The sequence below is a fragment of the Pseudoalteromonas sp. GW168-MNA-CIBAN-0100 genome (assembly GCF_040309225.1).
GTDB lineage: Bacteria > Pseudomonadota > Gammaproteobacteria > Enterobacterales > Alteromonadaceae > Pseudoalteromonas > Pseudoalteromonas arctica.
This window is the reverse complement of the sequence record NZ_JBEOOL010000005.1, coordinates 23,997-46,779: the sequence shown is the minus strand read 5'-3', so window position 1 is coordinate 46,779 and position 22,783 is coordinate 23,997. Positions and strand designations below refer to the sequence as shown.

The window sequence follows — 22,783 nt, the reverse complement described above, 5'->3', positions numbered from 1 at the left end:
AAATCACTGTTACGCAATAAATAATGCGTCTGCGCGGTCAAGTTAAGCAATCAGATATAAAGTAGTAACAGGATTTAAAAATGGCAAAAGCAACATTAGAGCAATGGCGAATGTTTAAAGCGGTTGTGGATCATGGCGGGTTTGCAGGCGCAAGCGCAGCTGTACATAAAAGTCAGTCAACCGTACACCATGCGGTGCAAAAACTTGAAGCCGCCTTGCAAATTAAGTTGCTTGAAGTAAAAGGCCGTAAAGCATTTTTAACCGATAGCGGTAAGCTGATTTTACGCAGAGCCGAGTTTTTAATTGAAGAAGCGACTAAAATAGAATCGGTAGCAAGTACACTAAGCGAAGGCGTCGAAAGCACATTAAAAATAGCTGTTGATGAAGTTTTTCCACACGCTATTTTATATCAAGCACTTGCTAAAACGAGTGAGCTTTACCCTCTTTTAAAAATTGATTTAGTAGAAAGCGTGCTAACCGGTGCAAACGAATTACTACATAACTCAGTGGTTGATTTAGCCATTTCATCAATTCCTATCTATGGAATTAGTTGCAGTACGTTATGCGATATAGAGTTTATAGCCGTTGCGCATAAAGACCATGTATTACACCAACAAACTGAACAACTCAACTTTCGCGATTTAAAGCTACACCGGCAAATAGTAGTTCGCGATTCAGCAACCCACACCAGTCACAATGATGGCTGGTTAGGTGCAGATATGCGCTGGACAGTAAGCCATTTACGCAACTCTATTGATATGGTTAGTCAAAATTTAGGTTACGCTTGGCTGCCAAAAACACAAATTGCACACTTAATTGAAGATCAAACCCTCATTGCACTTAATTTAGATCAAGGTACAACCCGCACTCTTAATTTATATTTAATGTGCAACGACAACGACAGGCTTGGTCCTGCAGCACAAGAATTTAAAGAGCAAATTACTGCACTTACTAATTTAACTAATTAATAGCTATTCATTTTTTACATCGAGGTGATCTGCTACATAGGCGCCTCGCTGCCCACGCTCTTTAGCCGGCCCTACAGTGCTATCTTTACCTGTTTGCTGCTCAGTAGCTGCATTAATAACAGCACCTAATGTGATTATATAAGCGCTGATATACAACCACATCAGCATAATCACTACACCACCTAGTGAGCCATACGTTTCGTTGTAACTAGAAAAACGCGACACATAAAAAGAAAAACCTATAGATGCCAAAATCCAAAGCACAGTAGCAATAGACGACCCCATTGTGATCCAACGCCATTTAGCCGGTTTACGATGTGGGGCATAACGATATAAAAGTACCAATGCAAAATTAAAGGTAAAAGCCAATAATGGCCAAGAAATGAGTTTAATTAATAAATCTATACTTTCTTTTAGTCCCACTAAATTAAGTACAATAGGTAAAATACCAATAATTAATAGCGCAAAAATTGCGACTACAATCGCTCCTACCGAAAATAAAAAGCGCACTAGTTGAGCCTGAAAAAATGAGCGTTTTTCATATTCACGATAACTAATATTACATGCAGTAATAAGTGCTTGGCTGCCCTTTGAACTACTCCAAATAGTAAGTATGAGCGTACCAATTGCACTTAAGCTCAAGCTTGCACTTGATGTTTTAGCAAGGCTAGAAACCTGAGATAAAATCAGTTCACTGGTGCTTGGTGGAAGCAAAGTAACTATTTTACTTAAGTGCTCACTTATATCTGTTGGGGATGAAAAGTACGCATACACTGATACCATCGCCGCAATGGCTGGAAAAATAGCAAGTAACGCATAAAATGCCACACCGGCTGCCACTATAGATAAGTTATCTTCACTCATTTGCTTAAAAATACGTTTAACAATATCCCACCAACCTATAAAAGGGATATGTGCAGGCTGCTCTGCTTGCTGTCCTCGTTTAGCTTCTTTCATTCTAAACCTCAATATTTGTATTACGTTACTACAGCAAAATATTTGCCAAGTTATAAGCGTTTGGTACCAAACTTGCTAATATTTATCTATAAATGACTCTAACACGGAAGATAAGCCATGCTCGGTACCCTAAAAAGCAGTGTAGCGCTAAATAATACAACACCAATAACTGACGTGATCAAAGTTGATACACTTTCGTGGAATTTCTTTTATGAGCAAGGCGTGCAATTACTTCACGTAACAGCGCAAATATTACCCACTATTTTACTCGGCATAATGCTTTTAGTACTCAGTTACTTAATTTCAGGACCACTTTCTAGATTACTAATCAAACCCATTGACTATATGACTGACAGCAAGCTTGTTCACCTAGTCATAAGGCGCAGCATAAGCACCCTAATAATTTTATTTGGGGTATATTTATTTTTACGTTTAGCTGGGCTCACTCAGTTTGCTGTTGCTATTATGAGTGGGACTGGGTTGATAGGTTTAATACTCGGCTTTGCTTTTAGAGACATAGCAGAGAACTTTATTGCTAGTTTATTACTGAGCGTACAAAGACCTTTTAAAATTGACGACGTAATTGAAGTGGATGGCCGATTAGGTATTGTTAAAAAAGTAACAGCAAGAGCAACCACACTTGTTGATTACGATGGCAATCATATTCAAATACCTAATGCGACTGTATATAAAAATACCATTAAAAACCTGACTGCCAATCCAAAAATGCGCGGCAAAGTAGAAATTGGTATTGGCTACGATAACGATATACGCAGCGCACAAACCCTCGCCCTCGATATTGCCAATCAACAAAATGCAGTACTTAGCGACCCACCCGCGCAAGTTTTAATAAAAAACTTAGGCTCATCTACTATTAACTTCATTTTGTATTTTTGGGTTAATAGCGAGCAGCACAGCCCATTAAAAGTAGCCTCCCAGCTTATGCGCGAATTAGTCAATGAGTTCACAAAACAAAACATCAGCATGCCTGATGACGCACGAGAGAGAATTATACTCACCGACCCTAGTGAAAGTGTTTCTAGTTTAGAGGAAAAACAACCATCGCAAATACAAAGCGAAAAAAGTGAAACTGTTGAGCAAACTAAAACGCTTGATGATGTAAGTAGTGATACCGACGAAATACGTGAACAAGCAGAGCAATCTCGCGATCCAGAACAAGGGAAAAATATTATTTAATAATACTTAAATTTTATTAACTAAAATTTAAACACAAAAAAGCCCGCAGTGTTAACTGCGGGCTTTTTATTGAATGAGTGAGTCAGCCGTATAAGCCGGGTTTTGTCCTTTCCGAAGAAAGTGATAATCATTCGTCTAGGCCATAAATCGCTCTATGGCTCAAGCAACCTACCCGGTTCCAACGTGGGCCACGCGTTCATTATTTAAAATGATAGAACCCTATTTGGTCTTGCTCCGAGTGGAGTTTACCTTGCAACCGACTATTACTAGCGGCCCGGTGCGCTCTTACCGCACCCTTTCACCCTTACCAATCCGAAGATTGGCGGTCTCCTCTCTGCTGCACTTGTCGTGGGCTCACGCCCCCCAGCCGTTAGCTGGCACTCTGCCCTATGGAGCCCGGACTTTCCTCCCCCTGATCATTTTCGTCACAGGCAGCGATCATCTTGGCTGACTCGGCGCGCAGTATACATGAGGCTAATACCAAGCGCAGTAAAATTTACTCTTTTTCTTCAATAATTGTTTTGTATAAAGCGTTTTTCTTCATTCCAAAGTATTCAGCAACAACGCCACAGGCTTTTTTCATTGGCATTTCGCTTTCAAGAAGTGCCAGCATTTTTCGCGCTTCAGGCGGAACATCGTCTATTTGCTTTGGTTTGCCCGGAAGCATAAGCACTATTTCGCCGCGCTGCTTGGTAGGATCATCAGTTAAAAACTGTTTAAGCTCACTTACACTACCATTAAAAAATGTTTCAAAGGTTTTGGTTAGCTCTTTAGCAAACACAACTTGCTGCTCATCACCTAGGGCTAGTGCTAAATCATCAAGGCTTGCCATAATACGGTGCGTACTTTCGTACATTATGCTGGTAATGCCTGAGTTAACAGCTTCGATAAAAAAGTCTTGGCGAGCTTTGCTTTTAGCTGGCGTAAAACCAATAAACTGAAAGCGGTCGGTTGGTAAGCCTGAACAACATACGGCTGTAATTGCAGCACATGCACCTGGAACAGGTGTAACATGAGCGCCTTGTTCGCGACACAGATTTACAACAGCGTAGCCTGGATCACTAATTAGTGGTGTACCAGCGTCAGATACTAAAGCAATATTTAAACCTTGATTAAGTTGATCAATAATTTGTTGTGCTTTTTGCTTTTCGTTGTGGTCGTGTAATGCAAACGTTTTTGCCTTAATTCCAAAGTGGCTAAGTAGCTTGCCGGTATGGCGAGTGTCTTCAGCAGCTATTAAGTCAACTTGCGATAATGTCGCAATGGCACGGTGACTTAAGTCGTCATAATTGCCAATTGGGGTGGCAACAATGTAAAGAGTGCCAATTTTCTGTGAATTCTCCTCATTTAACATTGAGGTCTCCTGCGTCAGTCAGTAATATAAGCAAATCGCGTTAACGTATTGGGAAATCATTGTGCGACTTAAACTAGTTAGTCTATTAATTATATTGTCAGGGTTATCGGCGTGTAGCACAACCGAAAAACCAACTAAAAACAGCGATAACGTAAGTAACCGCACTAATGCACTGCAAAATCAGGCAACCAGTGCGCAATCTATCTATCAATTGGCGCAAAACCGCCAAGGTGCCGATAAAATACAGTTATTGTATAGCGCCCGTGATGCAGCAATTAGTGAGCAAAACTGGCCTTTATTAGAGATAATTGGGAATGAGCTTGAATTAACCGCAAGTGTTGATCAAATCCAGAACCGCCTTTATATTGCATTTGCACAAAAACAACAGAATAAAAATGATCAAGCTTTGGTTATTTTACAGTCGCTAGACGGACAACTGACTCAACCTGAGCATTTTGCTTGGCATCAGTTTTTAACGGCCAGCATTTACGCATCGCAAAATTTTCCTAAAAAAGCTGCACCCTACTTTTTTAGAGCCTCTGAAACAGCAACAAAAAATAATATAGAAATCCCTCAACTTAATCAAAATTTGTGGGATAACTTAAAGCAACTTTCTTCTTACGCGCTTGAACGCTTTAACCGTGGTTCGGTTATTCAGCAAGGGTGGGCTAACCTAGCGTTATATCATCAAGTATATGCAAGTAGTGGCGTAGAGTTAGATCAAGCGATCAACAATTGGCGCAGACGCTATATTGGGCATCCGGCTTTTACTGTATTACCTGAACAAGATGAAATGCTTACTGAACTTGCTCCTATCAATATAGAGCGCTTAGTTGTGCTGTTTCCACAATCGGGCCCTAACGAACGTTTAGGTGATGCCCTTAAAGCTGGCGTATTAGCTGCACTTGATACGCAAAATATCAACGACACTATTTTTATTGATGAAAACCTAAGTACAGAAGAAATTGCAGCGCAACTTGAAGAAATAAAGCCTGACTTTGTAATTGGTCCTCTACTTAAAGCAAATATTGATAAACTTGCCAATGCACAAACTCTTATTGATACTCCGGTACTGCATTTAAACACCTTTGATGGTGAGCGCATTTCGCTTCAGCATTATTACTTTGCACTAAACCCTGAGCACGAAGTACAACAAGCCTTAGAACACTTTTTAACTAAGGGCTATCAAAAACCTATGTTGCTTGCACCAAATAACGCAAATGGCCAACGCTTGGTTGATTACTTTAACTTACAGTGGCAACGCTATAGCGAAACCAAGCCGCAAATAGGTTTTTATAACGATAAAAAAGATATGCCTAATACAATTACCAGCTTGTTAGAAGTTGATAAATCAAAAGAGCGCATAAAAACGATTAAAGCACTATTTAAACAGGAAGTAGAAAACGAAACCCGTTCGCGTAGTGATATAGACGTTATTTATATTTTGGGTGATGCAATAGAAACACGCTTAATTAAACCTTACCTTGATGTTAACGTAAGTACATTTGCAGATCGTATTCCACTTTATGCCAGCTCTAAAAGTCATAGTAAACAAATTGACAGTACTGACAAAGGCGACTTAGACGGCCTATACTTCACTGAATTGCCGTGGATGCTCGATTCGCAAATTAAACAACATAACTTACGCCAGCAGTATGATTCGTTATGGCCAGAGCAAGTAGATATTAGCCAACGCTTATTTGCAATGGCGTACGATGCTGTATCAATATTACATGACATCAGGCAGTTAAGCGTAATGCCAGGCAATCAATATAGTGGTTTAAGCGGTAAGTTATCTGTTAATACCAGCGGCCATATAGAACGCACGCTCGACTGGGCTCAATATACAAACCGTCGCATTAAGCCTGTGCAATTAGAAACAAAACGCCCTGTACCATTGTTTATGCAATCAGCGGGTGACATACAAACTATCAATTAAATTTAATTAAGGGGGCGGCATGTCGTGGTTTAAAGAGCTGTGGCACAATAGTCGCGAAAAAGGCCAGTATTATGAGCTTGAAGCGCAAAAATACTTAGTTACTCAAGGGCTAACACCCATTGAGCGTAATTATTACTGCCCCTTTGGTGAGCTTGATGTCATTATGAAAGAAGGCGATACCCTTGTATTCGTTGAGGTTAAGTTTCGCAAAAATAATGCTCGTGGCGGTGCCAACTATGCGCTTAGTCCACAAAAACAAGCTCGATTAAAACGTAGTATTTATCATTACTTAGCAGCTAAAAATTTAACTAACCAAGCTCTAAGAATTGATTATGTAGCCATTACAGGAGAAGCATCTCCTAATATTAATTGGCTTAAAAATGTATTTTAAACGCAAATACAAAGATAAATTATTGGTAGGCTATGCAAGACACAATTAAAGAAATTTTTACAGAAAGCATTCAAGTTCAAATCGCTGCTGGTGAAGTGCTACCTAGTGCGCTTGAGTCAGCTGCATTTACTATTGCACAAAGTCTGATCAACGGAAATAAACTCATTTGCTGCGGTACTGCAAATTGCCACATGCTCGCTCAGCATATGGCGGGTGTGTTGGTTAATCATTATGAAACCGAACGTCCCTGCTTACCTGCAATTGCTCTATCGCAAGAAAACGTTAATCTGGGGCAAAGTACTCAAGTAGACGATCACGATACATTTGCTCGCCAAGTCCGCGCTTTTGCCCAACAAGGTGATTTATTGCTTGTACTGGCTATAAACGGTAACGAAAAACATGTTATTTCTGCCGTTGAAGCTGCACTAACTAAAGATATGAAGGTCATAGTTATGGTTGGTGATGATGGTGGCGAGTTGGTAGGCCTACTTGGCCCTAACGATGTTGAAATTAGATCGCCATCTAAACGCCCTAGCCGTATTATCGAATCCCATTTAGTTAACTTACATTGTTTAAGCGAACTTGTTGATTTAACGCTTTTCCCTCAGGATGAAAATTATGTTTAAACGCTCTCTTATTGTTTTAGGTACTGTTGTATTACTGCAAGGCTGCGCAGCCGCTGTTGTTGCAGGTACAGCCAGTGCAGTAACGGCAGCGAACGACCGCCGTACTATTGGCTCTCAAATTGACGATAACAATATTGAAATAAAAGCCAGTATTGCACTTAGCGAAGTAGAACGTCTTGAAAAGTTTGCCAATATAAGCGCTGTAAGCGTTAACGGTATTGTTTTACTTGTTGGCCAAGTATCTAATGAAGAAATGAGAAACGAAGCGCAGCGCACCATTGAGGGCGTTTCAGGTATTCGTAAAATACATAACCAACTTCGTATTGGCTCAAATACTGGCATTACTACACAGACTCACGACTCTTGGCTAACTTCTAAAGTCAAAGCCCAGCTACTAACAGCAAAAGACATTAGCAGTAATAACATTAAAGTAGTGACAGAAAATGCTGAAGTTTTTTTAATGGGCTTAGTATCTGACTCTGAGTCAACTCAAGCTGTAAATATTGCCCGCAATGTTTCTGGCGTAGAGCGTGTAATTAAAGTATTTGAATACTTGTAAACACAAAATACAGACATAAAAAAACCGCTTATTCAGCGGTTTTTTTTGGCATTTACTTATTATTTAATAACGCGTAAATGAGAGCCTTTTTTCTTCTCAGGCTTTTCTGGTGGTGTTTCGTCAATAAACTCAGCTGATGAATCAACACTTTCAAGCTCTGGCACAAAATCGTCTTCGTCCTCTAAAAACTCATCTGCGGTAAAGACTGTTCCTTCGCCATTTTCACGCGCGTATATTGCAAGCACAGCACCTAGAGGTACATACACTTGCATTGGCTGACCACCAAAGCGCGCACTGAAGCTAAGTTGGGTTAAGTCTAACGAAAACTGTGTGACCGCTGATGGACTTATGTTTAAAACAATTTGTCCGTCTTGAACAAATTGTGTTGGCACTTGTACATTTGCAAATCCAGCGTCTACCACTAAATGCGGTGTACACTCGTTATCGACTATCCAATCAAAAAAAGCACGTAATAAATAAGGACGATTAGGCGTCATTATAAACGGATCTCACGCTCAGCTTCAGTTAAAGAGGCTTGGAATGACTCACGTTCGAATAAACGGATCATGTACTCTTTAAGCTCTTTAGAACCGGCACCATTAAGCTCAATACCAAACTCTGGTAAACGCCATAACAGTGGAGCTAAATAACAGTCTACTAAGCTAAACTCTTCACTCATAAAGTAAGGTGCTTCGCTAAAAATAGGTGCTACAGCAAGCAATGCTTCTGTTAGCTCTTTACGAGCTTGAGCAGCATCTGACGTGTTGTTACTGATTTTGTCAGCTAGGCTGTACCAATCAGTATCAATACGATGCATCATTAAGCGGCTACGACCACGCATTACCGGGTAAACAGGCATTAGTGGAGGATGAGGAAAACGTTCATCAAGGTATTCCATGATGATGTTTGCCTGGTATAAACCAAGCTCACGGTCAATCAGTGTTGGCACTGTACCGTAAGGGTTAATTTCGTGAAGTGCTTCTGGCAAGTTATCTTTTTCAGCCAAATGAATATCTACACTTACACCTTTTTCCGCAAGTACAATACGTACTTGGTGGCTATACATACAGTTAGCACCAGAAAAAAGGGTCATTACAGGGCGCTTATTGGCAGCTACGGCCATGCCTATACCTCCATTAAATAACTAAAACAGCAAAAGGGGCTTAAGCCCCTATTGCAAAATTACCTTTAAAAATGTTCAACCTAATGAACATCTCTCCAGTATTCTTTCTTAAGCATAAATGCCAAGATAAACAGGATAATTAAAAATCCTATTACCTTAATACCTAGCGCTTCCGATTCAAGACGTGAAGGTTCACCCACGTACTCAAGGAAGTTTGTTAAATCACGAGCCGCTTGGTCGTATTCATCTATGCTTAATTCGCCCGTACCATCTGTTTCAGTAGCAATAACTTTAGTCACAGTGTGACCATGCTCTTGTACTTCTTTAGTGATAGGTGTTGGTAAACCTTGTAGTTCTTGAAGAACGTGAGGCATACCTACCGATGGGAAAACAATGTTGTTAACCCCAAACGGGCGAGATTCATCTTTATAAAACGATTTTAAGTACGTGTAAATATAATCTGGTGATTTTACACGAGCAATTAGAGTTAAATCCGGCGGAGCCGCACCAAACCATTTTGCTGCATCGTCTTTTGTAATCGCGTTAGTAATATGACTACCAACTTTAGAACCGTCAAAAATCAACTGCTCTAAACCAACCTCTGTTGGGATACCGATATCACGAAAAGTACGTTCATAACGTTGATACTGCATTTGGTGACAACCAAGACAGTAGTTCATGAACAACTTTGCACCGCGTTGTAAAGATGGTTGATCAGTAAGGTCGTTGTTCGCTTCCATTAAAGGAACCGATGGACCCGCTGCCATAACCATGTTCGGCAACAAGTTTACTGATAAAGCAAATAAACCAATAATAAGCTTCTTCATCATTTCGTTAACCTCTCTGGCAATGGCTTAGTTTTTTCGTTCTTACTGTATACAAACAACAGTACGAAGAACATAAAGTAAGTCACAGTACAGATTTGAGAAATAATCGTTTTCATATCAGTTTGTGGAGTTGCACCCACCCAACCTAGAAGAACGAAAGTTACAACAAAACCTGCAATGTTCCATTTATGGAAACCACAACGGTAACGAACCGATTTAACTCTACCACGGTCTACCCAAGGTAGTAACGCAAGTACCACAATCGATGCACCCATCGCCGCAACACCGATTAACTTATCAGGGATTGCACGTAAGATTGCATAGAATGGCGTAAAGTACCAAACCGGGAAAATATGCTCAGGTGTTTTAAGTGGGTTAGCTGCCTCGAAGTTTGGACCTTCTAAAAAGAAGCCATTCATCGCTGGCATAAAGAACACAACCCAACAGAACAATATTAAGAAACCAACCACACCCACAATATCTTTAACTGTGTAGTAAGGGTGGAACGGTATCGCATCAACAATATCTTTCTTGTCAGTGTAATACTCATGAAATTTAAATTTAGGCTTATCTTCTTCAGCTACTGAGCCTTTCTTACGTTTAATCTCAATACCTTCAGGGTTATTTGAACCCACTTCGTGTAGAGCAACAATGTGTAAGAAAACTAAGATTACAATAACCAGTGGTAGTGCAATTACATGTAATGCAAAGAAGCGGTTAAGCGTTGCACCTGATATTACATAGTCACCACGGATCCAAAGTGTTAAGTCATCACCAATAACCGGAATAGCCCCGAATAAGGAGATGATTACCTGTGCACCCCAGAACGACATTTGCCCCCATGGTAATAAATACCCCATGAATGCTTCAGCCATTAGCGCTAAGAAAATAAACATACCAAATAACCACAGTAACTCACGTGGTTTTTGATAAGAACCGTAGATCATGCCACGGAACATATGCATATATACAACGATGAAAAACGCTGATGCACCGGTTGAGTGCAAGTAACGTAATAACCAGCCATATTCTACATCACGCATGATGTATTCTACTGAAGCGAATGCACCTTCAGAAGACGGAACAAAGTTCATCGTTAACCAAATACCTGTAAGGATTTGGTTTACTAGTACTAACATGGCTAGCGAGCCAAAGAAGTACCAGAAGTTAAAGTTTTTAGGTGCTGGATACTGTGCAATATGCATGTTCCAAACACGTGTCATTGGGATTCGGTCGTCAATCCAACCAATAATCTTACCAAACATTAGGCAACCCCTCTTTCTTCGCCCACTAAAATAGTGGTTTCATCTAGAAAAGTATAAGGTGGTATTTCTAAGTTCAATGGCGCAGGTACCGATTGGAACACACGGCCAGCCATATCAAATTTAGAACCGTGGCATGGGCAGTAGAAACCATCGTCGGTTCCTTCTACTTTCTCACCAAAGTTACCTTGTAAAAAGCCTGGCGAACACCCTAAATGCGTACAGATACCTACAGCCAAAAATATTTCTGGACGTAATGAACGGTAATCATTTGTTGATGATTCTAATTGTTGTGGCTCTTGCGATTGCGGATCACGAAGTTGACCTTCATGTTCTTTCATTTGCTCAAGCATTTTTGGGGTCCGTGATACAACCCATACAGGTTTACCACGCCACTCGACACGTATTAATTGTCCCGGTTCAAGTTTGCTGATATCTACTTCTACAGGCGCACCCGCAGATTTAGCTCGCTCACTTGGATTCCAAGACGCAATAAAAGGAACAGCAGCCCCAGCCGCACCAACACCACCTACAACAGAGGTAGCTATGGTTAAAAAGCGACGTCGGCCATTGTCTACAGGCGCATTGCTCATCCACTTATCTCCACTATGATTCTCAACACTTGCTATATTGAGAACATCAGTTACAGCAGGTTAATTATTCGAATTTTTAAAATAGAAGCGATCATAATTAAAACCCTTGATTAAAACAAGGTTATTCAAAGCCCTATGCTCGAATAAAACTAACTTGATCAAAATTTGATTAAGTAGGTTCGAGAATAAAGCCGAACGACTATAATAACGCTTCTGTAAAAACAATATACTGACCAAGATCAACACCACTAAGAGGAAACAGTAAAAACTGTACATAGTGCGGTTAAACTCACTCATTTTACTTCAATGCCAATTGTAGCAAAAAATTCCACCAATTAACTGATGGATTTAAACTAATTACGATAATTATTTAACTTTTTTGCAGCTATCTGAGTGTTTTTTAACTTTCGTTTAATTAATACGCAGTTATTAATCAATTTGATCATCATTAATTGCTGCAATCACCCAGTATCACCGTCGATATAAATAACTTTATATTAAGTTGCAAATGTAAACATTTTGATTTGAAAACAAAAAACCCAGCATAAGCTGGGTTTTTGAATTCTTGATAACGTATAGATTAACGTTTTGAGAACTGTGGACGCTTACGCGCTTTCTTAAGACCCACTTTCTTACGTTCAACTTTACGTGCATCACGTGTAACAAAACCTGCTTTACGAAGTTGTGAACGTAATGATTCGTCAAACTCCATAAGTGCACGAGTGATACCATGACGGATAGCACCAGCTTGACCAGTTGTACCACCACCAGAAACGGTGATGTAAAGGTCAAATTTTTCAGTCATATCAACTAGCTCAAGAGCTTGATGAACAACCATGCGTGCTGTTTCGCGACCAAAATACTCTTCTAGAGAGCGTTTGTTGATTACGATGTTACCAGTGCCTGGGCGTAAGAATACGCGAGCACTTGAACTTTTACGACGACCTGTACCGTAGTATTGATTTGCCATGATGGTGCTCCTTAAATGTCTAGAACCTGAGGCTGTTGTGCAGCATGGTTGTGCTCAGTACCTGTGTAAACTTTAAGTTTACGGTACATAGCGCGGCCTAAAGGACCACGTGGCAACATGCCCTTAACAGCCTTCTCGATGATCATTTCAGGCTTTGCAGCTTGAAGTTTATCAAAAGTAGTAGACTTAAGACCACCTGGAAAACCAGAGTGTGAATAGTACACTTTGTTTTTGAATTTGTTACCAGTTACAGTAACTTTTTCAGCGTTGATAACGATGATATAATCACCAGTATCTACGTGCGGTGTATATTCAACTTTATGCTTACCGCGTAGGCGATGAGCGATTTCAGTAGCGATGCGACCTAAAGTTTTACCTTCAGCGTCAACTACGTACCAGTCACGTTTTACTGTTTCTGGTTTAGCAACAAACGTTTTCATTTATAAAAATCCAATGTTTTTCAATTAAAACCACAAGTAGTTAATATTAACTACTGCTCTAAGTTTGCTATAACCCCTTCGAGTTTTAGACTTTTGCGCCGCTCACAAGTGGCTAGACTATATGAGGGCATAGAACGCAACGTGGCAGACGCGGGAGTATACCAGCACTTAAAACACATTGCTACTCGCCGGTTGTTTTTTCCACAAGAAATTTTAGAAATAAGAAGTACTATATATGCACCTCTTATTTTTAATGGCTAACCTATTACACTTTTACCTACTAATTTAAACCAAATGCTCTCTAGCTAAATACTCTAAAGACTGCATTTCTTGCAAACGGCTTATACAGCGCTTAAATTCAAAGTTTAAATTACCTTGGGTATAAAGTTCGGTAATAGGTTTTTCAGCCGATATAATTAAAGTTACATGGCGCTCGTAAAATTCATCTACTAAAGCAATAAAGCGTCTAGCGGCATCATCATTAGTTTGCCCAAGCTGTTTTACGTTAGAAATAATCACCGTATTATATAAGCGGCTAATCTCCATGTAATCAACCTGACTACGCGCTGTTTCGCATAATTCACTAAACTCAAACATCACCACGCATTTAGCTACTTTTCGCGTTTTGATTAAACGACCTTCTATCTCTATCGGCTCATCTAATTGTCCAGGCTCTGACGATAGCTTATCGAAGTATTCAAATAAGTTTTTATCCGCTTCTTTATCTAACGGACTATGAAAAATTTCGGCTTGCTCTAAGGTACGCAACCGATAATCAATACCTGAGTCTACATTAACTATTTCTGTATTGAGCTTAACCAGTTCTATAGCAGGGACAAAGCGGGCGCGCTGCAAGCCATTTCTGTAAAGCTCATCAGGCACTATATTAGATGTAGCAACAAGTACTATACCCCGTGCAAATAGCGCTTCCATTAAGCCACCTAGCAACATAGCATCGGTAATATCTTGAACAAAAAACTCATCAAAACAAATTATGTCTGTTTCTGCTTTGAAAGTGTCGGCTATTTTTTCTAATGGATTAGCCGTATTGTTTAGTTTTTTAAGCTCATTATGCACTCGGTGCATAAATCGATGAAAGTGCACGCGCATTTTACGTGTGCCCGGTAGTGATTCGTAAAAAGTGTCAACTAAATAAGTTTTACCACGCCCTACTCCACCCCAAAAGTACAAACCTTTTATAGGCGCAGGTTCATCTTTACTAAATAACTTAGCAAAAAAACCTTTTTGTTTTGGCTTTGCCTGAGTTAGGTCATCGTATAGACGTTGTAAATGGCGCACAGCATTTTCTTGTGCTGCGTCGTGTACAAAGTCATCTCGCTTTAAGTCTTGTTGGTATGTTTGCCAAGGAGTCATATCTATTTACAGTTAAAACACAGTTTAATTTGCAAAGCATATTAACACGCATCATAACTCGGGGTATATTACACTTAGTATGATTTATAATTGAATCGGCATTCGTTAGTTATTTTCCCAAAGGGGTAGTTTTTATGGGCACAGTTATGTGGGTAGGTTTAATTGTTATTGCTGCTGTTGTAGCATTTTTTATTGGCGCATTTGTTACTAAAAAACAATTCAAACAAGATGAATTAAAAGAGCAGGCAGAGCAAGCTGAAAATGCGTTAGAGCAGTATCGTCAAGATGTAGCTGATCATTTAGCGAATACTGGCAAGCTCGTAAATAAAATGAAAGAAAACTATGATCAACTGCTTAGTCACGTTGAAGAAACAAACCAACTTCTTCTAGAAGATAGAAATAAAGCACCAGCAGAACCTTATTTTTCTAAAGAAACAACAGAACAACTACAAGCGTCTTTAAAAGAGCGTCGTTCAGATCGTTCTTCAGCCGCAGCACAACCAGCTGATTATGTATCGGGTGAATCTGGTTTATTTGCTGGTCAAAATAAAGTTTCAGAACATTCTAAAGTATCTTGATGAACTTTTTTTAGACCCCATAGTCTTTAGATATAACAGCTTTGTTGTTTTATCTTAATAAACCAAAAAGGGCTGCTTTTAAAGTAGCCCTTTTTGTTTTTGCTTTATCTTAAGTGGAGTTACCCCTGACTATGAAAATGAAATTATCACTTATCAGCGCAGCTATTTTATCTACAAGCTTATTAATGAGCCCTGTAGCGTCTTATGCAAAAATGCCAATTGCAGTAAATGGTCAACAACTACCCACTCTTGCGCCCATGCTAGAGAAAATATCTCCTGGTGTTGTAAGTATCCAAGTTTCAGGCTCTAAAGAAGTACGCCGCCGTGCAGATCCTCTCGAATACTTTTTTGGACAACAGCAGCCTCGCAGTCAAAAACGCCAATTTAGTGGATTAGGTTCTGGGGTCATTATTGATGCTGATGAGGGCTATGTAGTGACTAATAACCACGTAATCCAAGACGCCGAAAAAATGGTAGTTACTCTCGAAGATGGCCGTGAATTTGAAGCAACTAAAATTGGTACTGACACAGAATCAGACATCGCTCTTTTACAAATAGACGCTGATGACTTAACTGAAATCAAACTCGCTAACTCAGATAATTTACGAGTGGGTGACTTTGCTGTCGCTATTGGTAACCCATTTGGTCTTAGCCACACAGTTACATCAGGTATTGTTAGTGCCCTTGGTCGAAGTGGTTTAAACATTGAGGGCTACGAAGATTTCATTCAAACCGACGCAGCTATTAACCAAGGTAATTCTGGCGGTGCCTTAGTTAACCTCAATGGTGAGTTGATTGGTATTAATACCGCTATTTTAGGTGCTTCTGGCGGCAACGTGGGCATTGGTTTTGCGATTCCATCTAATATGATGAAAAATCTAGTCGATCAAATTATTGAACATGGTGAAGTGCGTCGAGGCTCGTTAGGCATTTCTGGTCGTCCACTTGATGCTGGACTTGCAAAAGCACAGCAACTTGATGTCAAACAAGGTGCTTATGTAATGCAAGTAATGGACGACACTGCCGCAAGTAAGGCTGGAATTGAAGCTGGTGACGTTATTGTTAGCATAAACGGTGGCGACATTAGTGGCTTCCATGAACTACGTAGTAAAATTGCTACGCTAGGTGAAGGCCGTGAGATAAAACTAGGCATTTACCGCGATGGTAAAATTAAAACAGTGAAAGTAACCCTTGATGGTGCATCAGGTGTTACAGCGACCGGTGAAGAGCTGCATCCTGCATTCCAAGGCGCGACACTTGAAAATGTACAAAAAAATAGTAATAAAGGTGTTGAGGTTACTTCTGTAGATCCTCGCTCACCGTCTGCCCGTGTTGGCCTTGAAGAAGGCGATATTATTATGCAAGTGAATCGTCAACGAGTAGAAACAATTCGCGACATGAATAAAATCATCGACAGTACAAAAGGTAATATAGTACTTGGCGTGCAACGTGGTCGTGAGTCTATATTTATTTTAATTCAGTAATAAATAGCACTATTAATGTAATAAAAATAACAGTGGCACTTGCCGCTGTTATTTTTTTTATGTCATCATAAAGAGATTGCTCACTTACATAATAAGAAAATCGTGCTGAAACTAATAAAATTTATTCTTCCCCCTTTATTTGCAGGCCTAAGTATTGCTTTTTTAGTGGTTTTTTTCAGCCCTAATATGCGAGCGGCTTTACTTCCAAATGTTCCCCTACCAAGCGCAATGAGTTCGAGTCACCTGAGCTTTTCTGATGCAGTTAAACGAGCTGCTCCTTCTGTGGTTACTATTTTTTCAGAAAGTATTTCCAAAGAACCTCGTTATAAAAGAAAAAACACGGTACAAGAGCTAGGCTCTGGCGTCATCATGTCGCAAGACGGTTACATTCTTACCAACTACCATGTTGTTAATAATGCAGATCAAATTATGGTTATTCTAACCGATGGCAGACGCTTTTTTGATGTACAGCTAATTGGTTTTGATACTATTACTGATTTAGCCTTACTTAAAATCAATGCAGATCACCTCCCGGTAATTCCTGTAAATGATAGCTATGTATCCAGTGTAGGCGATGTTGTACTTGCCATAGGTAACCCGCTTAATTTAGGCCAAACAATCACGCAAGGCATTATTAGCGCAACGGGTAAGCAAAAAATTACAGACAGTCCGTACAATAACTTATTGCAAATGGATGCGGCTATTAATGTGGGCAACTCTGGCGGCGCATTAGTTAACTCCAATGGTGATTTAGTCGGCATTACTTCTGCGCAGTTTAAAACGCGTGAGAACTTGAATATTCAAGGAATATTCTTTGCGGTTCCTTACTCACTTGCTAAAAAAGTAATGGGTAAGCTCATTCGTCATGGTCGCGTTGTGCGCGGCTATTTAGGCTTTGAAGGCACAGCAGTAGATAGTACCGGTAAAGAAGTAAACGACAGCCTAACTCCCGTTACGGGCATGCGAATTACTAACTTAGACCCTTTGGGACCAGCATGGCAAGCGGGTATTGAAGAGCAAGATATTGTTATTAAAATTGCAGGGCTTTCGGTAGCAAATCCACAAAAAGTGCTTGAAAAAATAGGTAATACAGAACCAGGTAAAGAAATAGAATTTGAGCTTTACAGAGATGGGAAAATAGAAAAAATCATGGTGGTAGTAGCTGAGCTTGAAACAAAGCTTTAATAAAGAATAATATCAACCTGCATAAATCGTCAATAAAAAGGTCGGATAGCAATTTGCATATCCGACCTTTTTAAAATCTTGTTAAATATCTACTTAACTACTTCTACGTTTGATATTTGCACCTAATGCACTTAGTTTATCTTCAATGCGCTGATAACCTCTATCAACGTGATAAATACGGTCAACAACCGTTTCACCTTGTGCCACTATACCCGTTAAAATTAAACTAGCTGAAGCGCGTAGATCGGTTGCCATAACTTGCGCGCCCGTTAAGCTTTCAGTCTCACCACAAATTGCGGTATGCCCTTCTAAACGAATATTAGCACCCATACGCTGCAACTCTGGTACATGCATAAAACGGTTTTCAAAAATCGTTTCTGTAATCGTTGCACTACCATTTGCTACTACATTCAATGCTGTAAACTGAGCTTGCATATCCGTAGGGAAACCTGGGTGTGGAGCTGTTTTAATATTCACGGCTCTCAGTTCTCGGCCACGCATATCAAGATAAATACTGTCGTTATGTACTTCTAGGTGTGCATTCGTAGCGCGTAATTTTTCAATCACAGGCTCAAGAGAATGAAAGTCAGTGTTTTTACAAAGTACTTCACCGCCTGCCATTGCTGCAGCGACTAAAAATGTACCTGTTTCTATTCTGTCTGGTAAAATGCTGTGCTCACATCCGGCTAAACGTTCAACGCCTTCAACTTCAATGCGGCTAGTGCCTGCACCCGTAATTTTAGCGCCCATAGCAATTAAGCAGTTAGCTAAATCAATTATTTCGGGCTCGCGTGCAGCATTATCAAGTATGGTTCTACCATCAGCTAGCGCAGCTGCCATCAATAGGTTTTCGGTAGCGCCTACGCTTACCATTTCCATAAAGATTTCTGCGCCTTTTAAGCGACCGTTTACCTTGGCATTAATATAACCATTTTCAACGTTTATTTGTGCGCCCATGCGCTCCAAACCTTGAATATGTATATCAACAGGACGAGCACCAATAGCACACCCTCCAGGTAAAGACACTTGAGCTTCACCAAAACGTGCAACTAAAGGGCCTAATGCAAGTACTGAGGCTCGCATTTGCTTAACTAAGTCGTATGGCGCTAATGTTTTATTAACCGTTGCGCCGTCAATCACTAGCGTATCGCCGTGCCAATTAACATCAGCGCCTAGAGTTTTTAATAAGGCTTCAGTGGTCACTATATCGCGAAGGCGCGGTACATTAGTAAATGTACTTTTTCCATCAGCTAATAATGAAGCAAACAAAATAGGAAGTGCGGCATTTTTAGCGCCAGAAATAGTCACTTCACCAGCAAGTGAAGTACCACCTTGAATTACAAATTGATCCATTAAGAGGCCCTATTTATTGCGGTAAAATAAATTTTTGTTCACGCTTCCACTCTACAGGAGTAAATGCACGAATAGATACTGCGTGAATTGTGCCATCTGAAATTGTATTCATTAATGGGCCATAAACTAGCTGCTGCTTTTTAACTCGGCTTAAACCGTCAAAGCATTCACCGACTGCAACAACTTCATAATGACTACCATTGGCTTTTACATGTACTTCAGCTAATTGAAGTTCTTCGCGTAATAATGTTTCGACTTGGCTAGTTTCCATAACTCTCACTCAAATAGGGTTGTAACCTGACCCAATTGCATTAAATTTTGCAATTGCTCAGGTAGGTTTTGCAATTCAAGGCGAATGCCTTGCTGCTTTAATTCTGCAAAAGAGTGAATTAACCAAGCTAAGCCCGCTGTGTCAACCCTAGATACACCACTTAGGTCGAAATAGATGATTTTATGCTTGGTTAATAGCTTGTTGTTCAGAAGCTGTTCATCGCCAATTGAATTTCGAGTAAGCTCACCGTTTACTCGAAAATGTTGTCCATCAACTTGGCTTATTGCCAATTTAGTCATTCGAGTTACTGCCTCTAAACTGAACTGGTAGCTGACTCTTTTGCTCTAAAAGGTTACTTACATTATCAATACCTTGCTGACGCAAAATACCTTGTAGCTCACTTTGTTTTGCATCTAGTAAACTAATACCTTCAGCAATCATATCGTACGCGCGCCATTCACCGTCACGGTCTTCGCGTACTTTAAAATCGATTCTGATATCAGGTTTACCATCTTCAATAATTTTAGTCTTAACAACAACGACATCTTTGCCTTTAAATGCTTGTTCTGCACCAAACTCAACTTTCTGGTTTGTATATTGAGTGAATACACCTGCATAAGTAGCCACTAAATACTCTCTAAACACACCAATAAAGCGTTGAATTTCTTTAATTGCTTTGGCTTTTTCAGCTTCGTCGGTAATTGCACGTACTTTAGATACTTCACTACCTAGTACGCGAAGTGCTGCATATTTGTAGTCGATATAAGGCATTAATTCTTCTTCAACGATTACGCGAAGATGCTCTTGATTTTTAACAATTAATGGCTGATCTTTTTTAATACGTGCAAATGTATTATCGGCAACTTGGCGTACCATTTTATTTGGATCGATTAATTTCACATCTGCTGCACTTACGCTTTGAGTTAGCGTCATTGTGCCAATTGCTACAATAGCTAAAAACTTTTTCAACATAATAATTACTCACTACCTTGGTTGAATAAAAACTGCCCGATTAATTCTTCAAGTACAATAGCAGACTTAGTATCAGTGATTGAATCGCCATCACCTAGTGCTTTGCTTTCTATGCCAAATAAGTCGTCAATTGCTTCGTCTTGCTTGTTTTCAGTCACTGTTTCGCCTAAACAACGTTGCTTAGCAGAATCTGGAGAAATTACAGGGTGAATACCTAAGTACTGCTCACCTAAAATACCCGACGTTAAAATAGAGATTGAACTCGTGTCTGAAAAACGACATAAGTACTGTGCATCAATAGTCATATTAACGACTGGTAAAAACTCTTGTGGGTGAACATAAATTGATTCAACACGACCAATTACAACACCACCTACTTTTACCGGCGCACGCGCTTTTAACGAGCCGATGTTTTCAAACTTGGCATTAAGCGTATATGTTTCGCCAGAGCCACTAATACCTGAATTGGCAACTTTAAGTGCAAGCATCGCAAAAGCTAAAATGCCAAGTGCTACAAAAAAACCAACTAAAATTTCTAATTTCCGTGAATTCATTATCTATACCCTATTAGCTGGTAAACATTACCGCTGTCAAAATAAAGTCAAAACCTAAAACTGCTAATGACGAATGAACAACCGTTTCGGTGGTTGCTTTGCTGATCCCTTCTGAGGTCGGCACACAGTCATATCCTTTATAAAGCGCAATCCAGGTCACCACTATGGCAAATACAAAACTCTTAATAATACCGTTTAGTATGTCTTGCTGAAACGACACTTGTGATTGCATGATTGACCAAAAACTACCTGTATCAACCCCCAGCCAATCTACACCTACTAAATGAGCGCCTATGATTGCTACGGCTGAAAATATCAATGCAAGCAATGGCATGCTTATAAAACCCGCCCAAAAGCGTGGTGCAATAATACGTTTTAGCGGATCGATTGCCATCATCTCAAGTGATGAGAGTTGCTCTGTTGCTTTCATTAAGCCAATTTCAGCAGTCAATGCGCTACCTGCGCGTCCTGCAAATAGTAATGCAGTAACAACCGGGCCCAGTTCTCGCAATAAACTCAGTGCCACTAACGGCCCTAAGCTATCCTCAGCGCCATAACCAACTAATACGGTGTAACCTTGTAAAGCCAATACCATGCCGATAAACAAACCCGACACCATAATAATGAGTAACGATTGCGAACCCACCATATAAAGCTGGCGAACAAGTAACGGTGTGCCTTTTTTAAAATTAGGAACATGCACTAATGCACTAAACAGCATAAAAGCCGAACGGCCAAGAGCCGCAAAGCGTCCTAGCGTTTTATGCCCTAGCTTTTGAAATAAATCCAGCATTATGCTTTTTCTCCAAGTAGTTCGTCTGCATAAGCTTGAGCCGGAAAATGAAATGGTACTGGACCATCCGACAAGCCTTTTAAAAACTGTTGAACTAAAGGGGATTCATGATTACGCATTTCATCAGGAGTACCACAACCAATTACCCCTTGATCGGCGATAATTATAACGTGCTCGGCAATACTCATTACCTCCGTCACATCGTGCGTCACGATTAAAGACGATAAACCCAATACCTCATTAAGCGACTTAATTAGCTTAACCAATACGCCCATCGAAATAGGATCTTGTCCTGCAAATGGCTCATCGTACATGATTAGCTCAGGATCAAGTGCTATAGCGCGCGCAAGTGCAGCACGCCTTGCCATACCGCCGGACAACTCAGAGGGCATTAAATCTTTAGCGCCACGTAGCCCTACTGCTTGCAGCTTCATTAACACAACTAATCGGATAAGGTCTTCGCTTAGCTTTGTGTGCTCTCTTATAGGAAATGCGATATTGTCAAATACCGACATATCAGTAAACAACGCACCACTTTGAAAAAGCATACTCATTTTAGTACGTGCTTCGTATAACTCTTTACGAGACATTTTAGGAATGCTGCCACCTTCAAATAAAATATCACCTGAATCTGGTTTAAGCTGACCACCAATTAAACGCAACATAGTGGTTTTGCCAATTCCGCTTGGCCCCATGATCGCAGTAATTTTACCTTTAGGAACGCTAAAACTCATATTTTTATATATGATTCTATTGCCTCTCGAAAAGCTAACATCCTTGACTTCTACTATTGATTGCGACAAGTCGCTCTCCATAAAAATGTTCACTAGTGCACCTATTTTAAAGCTTTTTTGTCAAAGATGGAAAAAACAATTCGTAAGATTTTGTAATACACCCATGAAAAGGATTATAAGACTCGCTCAAAACAGCTTAACCCCGGCTTAAATTTTTAAATTAGCTGTTTAAAAGCAGCATTGTTACGTAGTTGACCTTACTCTTTTATTTATACTTTC

Annotated in this window: 26 protein-coding genes and 1 other RNA gene; 9 read left to right on the top strand and 18 right to left on the bottom strand. The window is 40.0% G+C overall.

What is annotated here, in order from left to right:
* Positions 1-80: 80 nt before the first annotated feature.
* Positions 81-968, top strand: a complete 888-nt coding sequence (locus AAEY62_RS04135) for a LysR family transcriptional regulator (RefSeq protein ID WP_350634624.1) — start codon at positions 81-83, stop codon at positions 966-968.
* Positions 969-971: 3 nt separating this feature from the next.
* Here the strand turns inward: AAEY62_RS04135 and AAEY62_RS04130 are convergent, their stop codons facing one another.
* A complete protein-coding gene (locus AAEY62_RS04130) occupies positions 972-1,925 on the bottom strand; it encodes a YihY/virulence factor BrkB family protein (RefSeq protein WP_007582878.1) in 954 nt (317 codons plus the stop codon).
* 117 nt (positions 1,926-2,042) lie between these two features.
* On the opposite strand from AAEY62_RS04130, the gene AAEY62_RS04125 reads away from it, so the two are divergent.
* Complete coding sequence (locus AAEY62_RS04125; RefSeq protein WP_350634623.1) at positions 2,043-3,122, top strand: mechanosensitive ion channel family protein; 1,080 nt, start codon at positions 2,043-2,045, stop codon at positions 3,120-3,122.
* Between the two features lie 75 nt (positions 3,123-3,197).
* Here the strand turns inward: AAEY62_RS04125 and rnpB are convergent.
* An RNA gene (rnpB, locus tag AAEY62_RS04120) (RNase P RNA component class A) lies at positions 3,198-3,576 on the bottom strand.
* A 42-nt stretch (positions 3,577-3,618) separates the two neighbouring features.
* Positions 3,619-4,476 (bottom strand): 16S rRNA (cytidine(1402)-2'-O)-methyltransferase, encoded by an 858-nt coding sequence (gene rsmI / locus AAEY62_RS04115; RefSeq protein WP_024607458.1) that lies wholly within the window; start codon positions 4,474-4,476, stop codon positions 3,619-3,621.
* Between the two features lie 61 nt (positions 4,477-4,537).
* Here rsmI and AAEY62_RS04110 point away from each other — a divergent pair, with 61 nt between their 5' ends.
* From AAEY62_RS04110 to dolP, 4 genes are read left to right on the top strand one after another with little or no spacing between them, the layout of a single operon-like run.
* A complete protein-coding gene (locus AAEY62_RS04110) occupies positions 4,538-6,415 on the top strand; it encodes a penicillin-binding protein activator (RefSeq protein ID WP_350585843.1) in 1,878 nt (625 codons plus the stop codon).
* A 19-nt stretch (positions 6,416-6,434) separates the two neighbouring features.
* Positions 6,435-6,806: a YraN family protein gene (locus AAEY62_RS04105; protein WP_010554278.1), complete on the top strand. Its 372-nt coding sequence runs from the start codon at positions 6,435-6,437 to the stop codon at positions 6,804-6,806.
* A gap of 32 nt (positions 6,807-6,838) precedes the next feature.
* Positions 6,839-7,432 (top strand): SIS domain-containing protein, encoded by a 594-nt coding sequence (locus tag AAEY62_RS04100; protein WP_002957968.1) that lies wholly within the window; start codon positions 6,839-6,841, stop codon positions 7,430-7,432.
* Positions 7,425-7,991 (top strand): division/outer membrane stress-associated lipid-binding lipoprotein, encoded by a 567-nt coding sequence (dolP, locus tag AAEY62_RS04095; RefSeq protein WP_350634622.1) that lies wholly within the window; start codon positions 7,425-7,427, stop codon positions 7,989-7,991. Before AAEY62_RS04100 ends, dolP begins: the two co-directional genes overlap by 8 nt.
* Before the next feature lie 59 nt (positions 7,992-8,050).
* Here the strand turns inward: dolP and AAEY62_RS04090 are convergent, their stop codons facing one another.
* The 8 genes from AAEY62_RS04090 to zapE all read right to left on the bottom strand — a co-directional run bounded on the left by AAEY62_RS04090 (position 8,051) and on the right by zapE (position 14,580).
* Positions 8,051-8,488: a ClpXP protease specificity-enhancing factor gene (locus AAEY62_RS04090; protein ID WP_007580339.1), complete on the bottom strand. Its 438-nt coding sequence runs from the start codon at positions 8,486-8,488 to the stop codon at positions 8,051-8,053.
* Entirely contained in the window at positions 8,488-9,114 is a 627-nt protein-coding gene (gene sspA, locus AAEY62_RS04085; RefSeq protein ID WP_002957965.1) for a stringent starvation protein SspA, read from the bottom strand. Before sspA ends, AAEY62_RS04090 begins: the two co-directional genes overlap by 1 nt.
* An 80-nt stretch (positions 9,115-9,194) precedes the next feature.
* On the bottom strand, positions 9,195-9,944 hold the full coding sequence (locus tag AAEY62_RS04080; protein ID WP_007580337.1) for a cytochrome c1: 750 nt from the start codon (positions 9,942-9,944) through the stop codon (positions 9,195-9,197).
* Positions 9,941-11,206: a cytochrome b gene (locus AAEY62_RS04075; protein ID WP_007580335.1), complete on the bottom strand. Its 1,266-nt coding sequence runs from the start codon at positions 11,204-11,206 to the stop codon at positions 9,941-9,943. The genes AAEY62_RS04080 and AAEY62_RS04075 overlap by 4 nt, the downstream gene beginning before the upstream one ends.
* A complete protein-coding gene (petA, locus tag AAEY62_RS04070) occupies positions 11,206-11,796 on the bottom strand; it encodes a ubiquinol-cytochrome c reductase iron-sulfur subunit (RefSeq protein ID WP_024599269.1) in 591 nt (196 codons plus the stop codon). Before petA ends, AAEY62_RS04075 begins: the two co-directional genes overlap by 1 nt.
* Before the next feature lie 580 nt (positions 11,797-12,376).
* Entirely contained in the window at positions 12,377-12,769 is a 393-nt protein-coding gene (rpsI, locus tag AAEY62_RS04065; RefSeq protein WP_024590200.1) for a 30S ribosomal protein S9, read from the bottom strand.
* A gap of 8 nt (positions 12,770-12,777) precedes the next feature.
* Positions 12,778-13,206, bottom strand: a complete 429-nt coding sequence (gene rplM / locus AAEY62_RS04060) for a 50S ribosomal protein L13 (RefSeq protein ID WP_007378318.1) — start codon at positions 13,204-13,206, stop codon at positions 12,778-12,780.
* Positions 13,207-13,491: 285 nt separating this feature from the next.
* The gene (zapE, locus tag AAEY62_RS04055; protein WP_010554277.1) at positions 13,492-14,580 is read right to left on the bottom strand and encodes a cell division protein ZapE; all 1,089 of its coding nucleotides are present in this window, start codon (positions 14,578-14,580) and stop codon (positions 13,492-13,494) included.
* 134 nt (positions 14,581-14,714) lie between these two features.
* Between zapE and AAEY62_RS04050 the strand changes: the two genes are divergently transcribed.
* The 3 genes from AAEY62_RS04050 (at position 14,715) to AAEY62_RS04040 (ending at position 17,827) form a co-directional block, all read left to right on the top strand.
* Positions 14,715-15,158, top strand: coding sequence for a Z-ring associated ZapG family protein (locus tag AAEY62_RS04050; RefSeq protein WP_007580324.1), 444 nt, complete (start codon positions 14,715-14,717; stop codon positions 15,156-15,158).
* A gap of 131 nt (positions 15,159-15,289) precedes the next feature.
* Positions 15,290-16,642, top strand: a complete 1,353-nt coding sequence (locus AAEY62_RS04045; protein WP_010554276.1) for a Do family serine endopeptidase — start codon at positions 15,290-15,292, stop codon at positions 16,640-16,642.
* Positions 16,643-16,744: 102 nt separating this feature from the next.
* Positions 16,745-17,827 (top strand): trypsin-like peptidase domain-containing protein, encoded by a 1,083-nt coding sequence (locus tag AAEY62_RS04040; RefSeq protein ID WP_350634620.1) that lies wholly within the window; start codon positions 16,745-16,747, stop codon positions 17,825-17,827.
* A gap of 93 nt (positions 17,828-17,920) precedes the next feature.
* On the opposite strand, the gene murA is transcribed toward AAEY62_RS04040, so the two are convergent.
* The 7 genes from murA to AAEY62_RS04005 are packed head-to-tail and all read right to left on the bottom strand — an operon-like array spanning position 17,921 to position 22,585.
* Entirely contained in the window at positions 17,921-19,180 is a 1,260-nt protein-coding gene (murA, locus tag AAEY62_RS04035) for a UDP-N-acetylglucosamine 1-carboxyvinyltransferase (RefSeq protein ID WP_350634619.1), read from the bottom strand.
* Between the two features lie 13 nt (positions 19,181-19,193).
* Complete coding sequence (locus AAEY62_RS04030; RefSeq protein WP_002957953.1) at positions 19,194-19,451, bottom strand: BolA family protein; 258 nt, start codon at positions 19,449-19,451, stop codon at positions 19,194-19,196.
* A gap of 5 nt (positions 19,452-19,456) precedes the next feature.
* A complete protein-coding gene (locus tag AAEY62_RS04025; protein WP_010554274.1) occupies positions 19,457-19,750 on the bottom strand; it encodes an STAS domain-containing protein in 294 nt (97 codons plus the stop codon).
* On the bottom strand, positions 19,743-20,423 hold the full coding sequence (locus AAEY62_RS04020) for an MlaC/ttg2D family ABC transporter substrate-binding protein (RefSeq protein WP_007580315.1): 681 nt from the start codon (positions 20,421-20,423) through the stop codon (positions 19,743-19,745). The genes AAEY62_RS04025 and AAEY62_RS04020 overlap by 8 nt, the downstream gene beginning before the upstream one ends.
* Positions 20,424-20,428: 5 nt before the next feature.
* A complete protein-coding gene (gene mlaD / locus AAEY62_RS04015) occupies positions 20,429-20,977 on the bottom strand; it encodes an outer membrane lipid asymmetry maintenance protein MlaD (RefSeq protein WP_024590197.1) in 549 nt (182 codons plus the stop codon).
* 13 nt (positions 20,978-20,990) lie between these two features.
* The gene (gene mlaE / locus AAEY62_RS04010) at positions 20,991-21,770 is read right to left on the bottom strand and encodes a lipid asymmetry maintenance ABC transporter permease subunit MlaE (RefSeq protein WP_024590196.1); all 780 of its coding nucleotides are present in this window, start codon (positions 21,768-21,770) and stop codon (positions 20,991-20,993) included.
* Positions 21,770-22,585 carry an ATP-binding cassette domain-containing protein gene (locus tag AAEY62_RS04005; RefSeq protein WP_081709149.1) on the bottom strand — a complete coding sequence of 272 codons (816 nt, stop codon included), beginning with the start codon at positions 22,583-22,585 and terminating at the stop codon, positions 21,770-21,772. Before AAEY62_RS04005 ends, mlaE begins: the two co-directional genes overlap by 1 nt.
* Between the last annotated feature and the right edge of the window lie 198 nt (positions 22,586-22,783).

Coding starts and splice junctions, on each gene's coding strand:
- AAEY62_RS04090 (WP_007580339.1), bottom strand. CDS start 8,488: ATGACGCCTAATCGTCCTTATTTATTACGTGCTTTTTTTGATTGGATA.
- AAEY62_RS04005 (WP_081709149.1), bottom strand. CDS start 22,585: ATGGAGAGCGACTTGTCGCAATCAATAGTAGAAGTCAAGGATGTTAGC.
- petA (WP_024599269.1), bottom strand. CDS start 11,796: ATGAGCAATGCGCCTGTAGACAATGGCCGACGTCGCTTTTTAACCATA.
- AAEY62_RS04135 (WP_350634624.1), top strand. CDS start 81: ATGGCAAAAGCAACATTAGAGCAATGGCGAATGTTTAAAGCGGTTGTG.
- AAEY62_RS04030 (WP_002957953.1), bottom strand. CDS start 19,451: ATGGAAACTAGCCAAGTCGAAACATTATTACGCGAAGAACTTCAATTA.
- AAEY62_RS04080 (WP_007580337.1), bottom strand. CDS start 9,944: ATGATGAAGAAGCTTATTATTGGTTTATTTGCTTTATCAGTAAACTTG.
- mlaE (WP_024590196.1), bottom strand. CDS start 21,770: ATGCTGGATTTATTTCAAAAGCTAGGGCATAAAACGCTAGGACGCTTT.
- AAEY62_RS04050 (WP_007580324.1), top strand. CDS start 14,715: ATGGGCACAGTTATGTGGGTAGGTTTAATTGTTATTGCTGCTGTTGTA.
- dolP (WP_350634622.1), top strand. CDS start 7,425: ATGTTTAAACGCTCTCTTATTGTTTTAGGTACTGTTGTATTACTGCAA.
- AAEY62_RS04105 (WP_010554278.1), top strand. CDS start 6,435: ATGTCGTGGTTTAAAGAGCTGTGGCACAATAGTCGCGAAAAAGGCCAG.
- AAEY62_RS04125 (WP_350634623.1), top strand. CDS start 2,043: ATGCTCGGTACCCTAAAAAGCAGTGTAGCGCTAAATAATACAACACCA.
- AAEY62_RS04100 (WP_002957968.1), top strand. CDS start 6,839: ATGCAAGACACAATTAAAGAAATTTTTACAGAAAGCATTCAAGTTCAA.
- AAEY62_RS04045 (WP_010554276.1), top strand. CDS start 15,290: ATGAAAATGAAATTATCACTTATCAGCGCAGCTATTTTATCTACAAGC.
- murA (WP_350634619.1), bottom strand. CDS start 19,180: ATGGATCAATTTGTAATTCAAGGTGGTACTTCACTTGCTGGTGAAGTG.
- sspA (WP_002957965.1), bottom strand. CDS start 9,114: ATGGCCGTAGCTGCCAATAAGCGCCCTGTAATGACCCTTTTTTCTGGT.
- rsmI (WP_024607458.1), bottom strand. CDS start 4,476: ATGTTAAATGAGGAGAATTCACAGAAAATTGGCACTCTTTACATTGTT.
- AAEY62_RS04130 (WP_007582878.1), bottom strand. CDS start 1,925: ATGAAAGAAGCTAAACGAGGACAGCAAGCAGAGCAGCCTGCACATATC.
- zapE (WP_010554277.1), bottom strand. CDS start 14,580: ATGACTCCTTGGCAAACATACCAACAAGACTTAAAGCGAGATGACTTT.
- AAEY62_RS04025 (WP_010554274.1), bottom strand. CDS start 19,750: ATGACTAAATTGGCAATAAGCCAAGTTGATGGACAACATTTTCGAGTA.
- AAEY62_RS04020 (WP_007580315.1), bottom strand. CDS start 20,423: ATGTTGAAAAAGTTTTTAGCTATTGTAGCAATTGGCACAATGACGCTA.
- mlaD (WP_024590197.1), bottom strand. CDS start 20,977: ATGAATTCACGGAAATTAGAAATTTTAGTTGGTTTTTTTGTAGCACTT.
- rplM (WP_007378318.1), bottom strand. CDS start 13,206: ATGAAAACGTTTGTTGCTAAACCAGAAACAGTAAAACGTGACTGGTAC.
- AAEY62_RS04075 (WP_007580335.1), bottom strand. CDS start 11,206: ATGTTTGGTAAGATTATTGGTTGGATTGACGACCGAATCCCAATGACA.